This is a genomic window from Okeania sp. SIO2F4 (genome assembly GCF_010672385.1).
Taxonomy (GTDB): Bacteria; Cyanobacteriota; Cyanobacteriia; order Cyanobacteriales; family Microcoleaceae; genus Trichodesmium.
The window spans coordinates 1-6,327 of sequence record NZ_JAAHGT010000561.1 but is presented as its reverse complement, the minus strand read 5'-3'; the positions used below and the strand labels follow the sequence as shown (position 1 = coordinate 6,327).

The 6,327-nt window shown below is 35.4% G+C and carries 5 protein-coding genes; 3 read left to right on the top strand and 2 right to left on the bottom strand.

The window, feature by feature from the left end; all coding sequences use genetic code 11:
* Positions 1-561: 561 nt before the first annotated feature.
* Both F6K22_RS27515 and rsgA read left to right on the top strand, forming a co-directional pair.
* Positions 562-831, top strand: coding sequence for a sulfurtransferase TusA family protein (locus F6K22_RS27515; RefSeq protein ID WP_293105410.1), 270 nt, complete (start codon positions 562-564; stop codon positions 829-831).
* On the top strand, positions 828-1,958 hold the full coding sequence (rsgA, locus tag F6K22_RS27510; RefSeq protein WP_293105407.1) for a small ribosomal subunit biogenesis GTPase RsgA: 1,131 nt from the start codon (positions 828-830) through the stop codon (positions 1,956-1,958). Before F6K22_RS27515 ends, rsgA begins: the two co-directional genes overlap by 4 nt.
* 944 nt (positions 1,959-2,902) lie before the next feature.
* Here the strand turns inward: rsgA and F6K22_RS27505 are convergent.
* Complete coding sequence (locus F6K22_RS27505; RefSeq protein ID WP_293105404.1) at positions 2,903-3,115, bottom strand: hypothetical protein; 213 nt, start codon at positions 3,113-3,115, stop codon at positions 2,903-2,905.
* A 1,146-nt stretch (positions 3,116-4,261) separates the two neighbouring features.
* On the opposite strand from F6K22_RS27505, the gene F6K22_RS27500 reads away from it, so the two are divergent.
* Positions 4,262-5,710 (top strand): FkbM family methyltransferase, encoded by a 1,449-nt coding sequence (locus tag F6K22_RS27500; protein WP_293105402.1) that lies wholly within the window; start codon positions 4,262-4,264, stop codon positions 5,708-5,710.
* 75 nt (positions 5,711-5,785) lie between these two features.
* Here F6K22_RS27500 and F6K22_RS27495 read toward each other — a convergent pair whose 3' ends face one another.
* On the bottom strand, positions 5,786-6,064 hold the full coding sequence (locus F6K22_RS27495; RefSeq protein WP_293105400.1) for an SUMF1/EgtB/PvdO family nonheme iron enzyme: 279 nt from the start codon (positions 6,062-6,064) through the stop codon (positions 5,786-5,788).
* Between the last annotated feature and the right edge of the window lie 263 nt (positions 6,065-6,327).

Here is a 6,327-nt window from a genome sequence, read left to right as displayed (position 1 = left end):
TTTTCTGGGAAATTTATTTCACCAAAAGTGATTGAGATTGGAGATTTTCCTAATTCTCAAAAACTTGTTCTTAGCAAGGGGTTCAATAATTAATAATTAATAATTAACAATTAACAATTAATAATTACCTCTTCTTAAAAAGAATAGAATTGATGAAAAGAAAATTTTTTTCTTTTTTTATCCGTAAAAGGAGAGTCTTTGAACCTAAATTTTTCAGTAGAAACAGAGGCATTATTGAATTACTGTATGATTTTTCTATATTTTGAATTAGATTTATCGATTGATTATCATCATAATATCATAGCTAAGAATTAGCAACGCCCAAACAGAAGCTTAAATATGACCTAAGTATACCTAAATATACTTTCTATTAAAATTAGATTATGGTAGTATACTCAAGCTAATACCACACAAATTGTGGCTTGATTGCATAAAAGTGGTAGAAGCACGATAAAATTAGTATTTATCAAAAAATTTTATTTAAAGATAAAATATTCCACTGCATAAGGTTTCAGGATATTCGTGCCACAAAGTCAAAAATTGGAGAAAAAATATTTAACTATGGACTCTCAAGCCCAAATCCAGGAAGGAAAAAAGTCAGATGCTCAAATAGATCTGCGAGGTACTCCCTGCCCAATTAACTTTGTTAAAACAAAACTGTATCTGGAAAAGATGATGCCTGGAGAAATTTTAGAAGTGTGGCTAGACCCAGGGGAACCAATAGAGCAAGTACCTGATAGTTTGATCGTCGAAGGTTATCAAATAGAAGAAATAAAAGACCAGTCTGAATATTTTGTCCTCAAGGTGCGCTGCCCAGAAATGGTTGCATGAATTGGACTTCAGAAATAGGTGACATCTTAGAGGGTGATAATAACTGCTTAGGGACGGTTGTAGCAGTTCAAGCAAATTTTTACCAAGTTAAGATTGAAAAAAATCATAACTTAGTAAAAAATGCAAGAGAAAATTTACCTAACTTTCTTCTGTGTACCCGTAGATCCCGATTGAAAAAAATCGGCCAAAAAGTAATGGTCGGCGATCGCGTAATTATAGAAGATCCAGACTGGTCAGGTGGACGAGGTGCTATAGCTGAGGTTTTACCAAGAGAAACAGAACTTGATCGCCCTCCTATAGCTAATGCAAATCAAGTTATGTTAGTTTTTGCTTTGGCAGAACCAGATTTAGATCCTGTTTCTTTGACAAGATTTTTAGTTAAAGCAGAGTCAACAGGTTTGGAGATATGTTTGTGTTTGAGTAAATGCGATCTTGTATCTGCGACAAAAATGGAAGAATGGCGCAGTAAAATTTATGAGTGGGGTTATGAACCGTTTTTTATTAGTGTGAAAACGGAAGCAGGTTTGGGAGTAGAAAAGAATAGCTCGAATTCTCTGTGGGAAAAGTTGAGGAATAAAATTACTGTAATTTCTGGTCCGTCTGGTGTGGGAAAGTCGAGTTTAATTAATTATTTGATTCCTAATGTGAATCTACGGGTGAGTGCTGTGTCTGGAAAGTTGTCGCGGGGACGACACACTACTCGTCACGTTGAATTATTTGAGTTGCCTAATGGTGGTTTGTTAGCTGATACACCGGGTTTTAATCAACCACAATTAGATGGCGAACCTATAGAGTTGGCGTATTTGTTTCCAGAAGCTCGAAAGTATTTGGCTCAGAGGAGTTGTCAGTTTAGTGATTGTTTACATCGGGATGAACCTAACTGTGTGGTGAGGGGTGAGTGGGATAGGTATGAATATTATTTGATGTTTTTAGAAGAGGCGATCGCGCGGCAGGAAGCTTTGCAACAAAAACCTGATGCTGAGTCAAATTTGAAGGTGAAAACAAGTTCGGGTGGTAAACAAAAGTTTGAACCTAAGTTAGCTAGTAAAAAATATCGGCGTTCTTCTAGGAAAGTGGAGCATCAGCAGTTACAAGATTTGTGTGAGGAGTTGGATGAGTTTTCATAACTGGGAAATAGAAATTCAGCATGGACTCCTACACCTAGGTGCTTAATAAAATGAATCTACTATTTCTCTATCCGCAATAGTCAGAAATTTAGCATCGACTCCTACACCTAGGTGCTTGAGAAAATGAATTTACTATTTCTCTATCCGCAATAGTCAGAAATTCAGCATCGACTCCTACACCTAGGTGCTTGAGAAAATGAATCTACTATTTCTCTATCCGCAATAGTCAAAAATTCAGCATCCACTCTCAGAAGTAGGTAATCTACTATTTCCCGATACGCAATAGTCAGAAATGCAGCATCCGCTCCCAGACTTAGGTGCTTGAGAAAATGAATCTACTATTTCTCTATCCGCAATAGTCAGAAATTTAGCATCGACTCCCAGTTTTAGGTGCTTGATAAAATGAATCTACTATTTCTCTATCCGCAATACTCAAAAATTCAGCATTCACTCCCAGAGCTAGGTTGAATCTACTATTTCCCGATCCGCAATAGTCAGAAATGCAGCATCCGCTCCCAGACTTAGGTGCTTCATAAAATGAATCTACTATTTCTCTATCCGCAATAGTCAGAAATTTAGCATCGACTCCCAGTTTTAGGTTTGAGAAAATGAATCTACTATTTCTCTATCCGCAATAGTCAGAAATTCAGAATATCCACTCCCAGTTTTAGGTTTGAGAAAATGAATCTACTATTTCTCTATCCGCAATAGTCAAAAATTCAGCATTCACTCCCAGTTTTAGGTAATCTACTATTTCCTGATCCGCAATAGTCAGAAATGCAGCATCCACTACCAGAGGTAGGTGCTTGAGAAAATGAATCTACTATTTCCCGATCCGCAATAGTCAGAAATGCAGCATCCGCTACCAGAGGTAGGTGCTTGAGAAAATGAATCTACTATTTCCCGATCCGCAATAGTCAGAAATTTAGCATCGACTCCCAGTTTTAGGTTTGAGAAAATGAATTTACTATTTCTCTGTCCGCAATAGTCAGAAATTCAGAATATCCACTCCCCGAGGTAGGTGCTTGAGAAAATGAATCTACTATTTCCCGATCCGCAATAGTCAGAAATTCAGAATATCCACTCCCCGAGGTAGGTGCTTCAGGAAATAAATTTACTATTTCTCTATCCGCAATAGTCAGAAATTTAGCATCCACTCCCCGAGGTAGGTGCTTGAGAAAATGAATCTACTATTTCCCGATCCGCAATAGTCAGAAATTTAGCATCCACTCCCCGAGGTAGGTGCTTCAGGAAATAAATTTACTATTTCTCTATCCGCAATAGTCAGAAATTTAGCATCCACTCCCAGAGATAGGTGCTTCAGGAAATAAATCTACTATTTCTCTATCCGCAATAGTCAGAAATTCAGAATATCCACTCCCCGAGGTAGGTGCTTGAGAAAATGAATCTACTATTTCTCTATCCGCAATAGTCAGAAATTCAGAATATCCACTCCCCGAGGTAGGTGCTTGAGAAAATGAATCTACTATTTCTCTATCCGCAATAGTCAGAAATTTAGCATCGACTCCCAGAGATAGGTGCTTCAGGAAATAAATTTACTATTTCTCTATCCGCAATACTCAAAAATTCAGCATTCACTCCCAGAGCTAGGTTGAATCTACTATTTCCCGATCCGCAATAGTCAGAAATGCAGCATCCGCTCCCCGAGGTAGGTGCTTGAGAAAATGAATCTACTATTTCTCTATCCGCAATAGTCAGAAATGCAGCATCCGCTCCCCGAGGTAGGTGCTTGAGAAAATGAATCTACTATTTCCCGATCCGCAATAGTCAGAAATTCAGAATATCCACTCCCAGAGATAGGTGCTTCAGGAAATGAATTTACTATTTCTCTATCCGCAATAGTCAGAAATTCAGAATATCCACTCCCAGAGATAGGTGCTTGAGAAAATGAATCTACTATTTCCCGATCCGCAATAGTCAGAAATTCAGAATATCCACTCCCCGAGGTAGGTGCTTCAGGAAATGACTTTACTATTTCTCTATCCGCAATAGTCAGAAATTCAGAATATCCACTCCCCGAGAGGTGCTTCAGGAAATGACTTTACTATTTCTCTATCCGCAATAGTCAGAAATTCAGAATATCCACTCCCCGAGGTAGGTGCTTGAGAAAATGAATCTACTATTTCTCTATCCGCAAATGAACCACATTAAAAAACGATCGCCCAGTAGGGATATTGCATGCAATATCCCTACTTTGTAGTCTATTCTAAACCATATATTATTAGTTTTTTCCTGATGACTATGTTATCGTCAACAAATAAATTTATCTTCATATTTAAACAATGAAACTAGAACCGTGGCAAATTCAAAAACTGGAACAATTTCTCGAAAGAATTAAAAATGATACCTATCCCGAACCCCCAACTCTACTTCATAGTCAAATAACTCAACAAATGTTTGATGTATGTTTAAAACAAATCTCTTTACCACCCGCAGCAAAAATATTAGATATTGGTTGTGGTCAAGGTGTAGCTTTAGAGATATTTAAAAAACATGGTTTGACGCCAATTGGAATTACTTTAAATAAGGAAGATGTAGCTATTTGCCAACAAAAAGGTTATCAAGTTTATCAAATGGATCAATCATTTCTAGAATTTCCAGATAACCAATTTGATTTTGTTTGGTGCAGACATTGTTTAGAACATAGTGTTTTCCCATATTTTACTGTGCAGGAAATTTCTAGAGTTATTAAACCTGAAGGTTATTTATATATAGAAGTACCTGCTCCCGATACTAGCTGCAAACATCAAAGTAATAAAAATCACTATAGTGTGTTGGGTAAAAGTATGTGGCTAGATTTAATTAAAAGAAGTGGATTTGAGATTTTACAAGTATTAGATATTAAGTTTAATGTACCTGCTGGTCCTGATATTTATTGGGCAATGATTCAGAAGAAAAGTAGTTCTACTATAATTTCCAAAAATTCTGTCAAAACTATCAATATTAACTGGCAATCTAATTCTGATAATCAAGAAATTAAGCTTTCTCTAGACTATAATAAATTCACCCAAAAACTGATGCTTGACTGTTTTGAAAAAGGGCAGGCTTATGAGTCGGAAATTTTTAAATTAATTTGTCGGTTTCTAGAAATAAATGATTCTTTTATTGATATTGGCGCTCATATTGGATATTATTCGGTTTTGGCTGCAAAAATAGTAGGAAGTCAAGGGAAAGTATTTGCTTTTGAACCAGAATTATCAAATTATCAAAAAATCTTAGAAAATATTACCCTTAATCATCTAAATAACATTAAACTATTTAATCTCGCTGTGGGTTCAGAAACTAAGCCAACACAAATATTTGTTAATCAAGATAATGATGGCGGTCATGCTCTGTGGGATGTAGGTAAACATCCATTCAATCAAAAAAGTTTAAATAATCAAACAATGCAAAATACACAACTATCTACACTAGATAATATTCTCAGCCAAGCTGGAAACATTACTAATTTAAAAATGATAAAAATTGATACCGAAGGAGCAGAATTTGATGTAATTAAAGGAGCTGTAAATACAATTGGTAAATATGATGTTCCATACATTATTTGTGAGATTAATAGATTTGGTTTACAACAAATGGGAACTAACGAAACTGAACTCCGGAAACTTATGAATTCTTTGGAGTATAACACTTATTTGGTAACTTCAAATAGTAACAATCAGTTGGTTAAATTACCTGTGGGTAAGTATCATAAAACATCCCATGTTTTTAACGTTTTATTTACTAGATAAAATTTTGAGTAGTTGTGCTTTTAGGAATTTCCTAGTTGATACAGGAAACACTTAACTAGGAATAAGCTACCAAAATTATTTGCTAATAGTTTTGTTATTCTCACTCATTTTTTTAGCTTCATAAGGAGACCTTTCAGAAATCTCTTTTTGATAACCCCAATCATATTTTGTATCAGTTAAAAACTCGTACCACTCAGCAACTGTTACCGGATGAATTTGAATGCTATATTCAGACAGCCAAACTTTTCTTTCTGGTTCTTCTTCGTACTCTGCCTGTTCCTCTTTAGTTTCATCAGCTCCCATTAAAAAATATCGTTCAGGAATGTTAATCATATTGCCAAAAAAATTATTCATTTTTTGTTTCTATTTTGTAAATAAATTTAGATAGGCTTTATCACTAAAGCTCTATATAGATGTTGAAAAATTATCGTGCATTTAACTTCTGACTCCTTTCTAATTTTTTATAAATTTTTTCTTCCTAAAACAGAACGTAATACCTCTTGATGAATCAGCGCTTCCTCCCGAAAAAATTCTATTCTATCTCGCAACAAAGCCTCCCCATTTCCATAATTATCAATCCAAGTTTTACTAATTAAATTTACATCTTCTGGCAATTC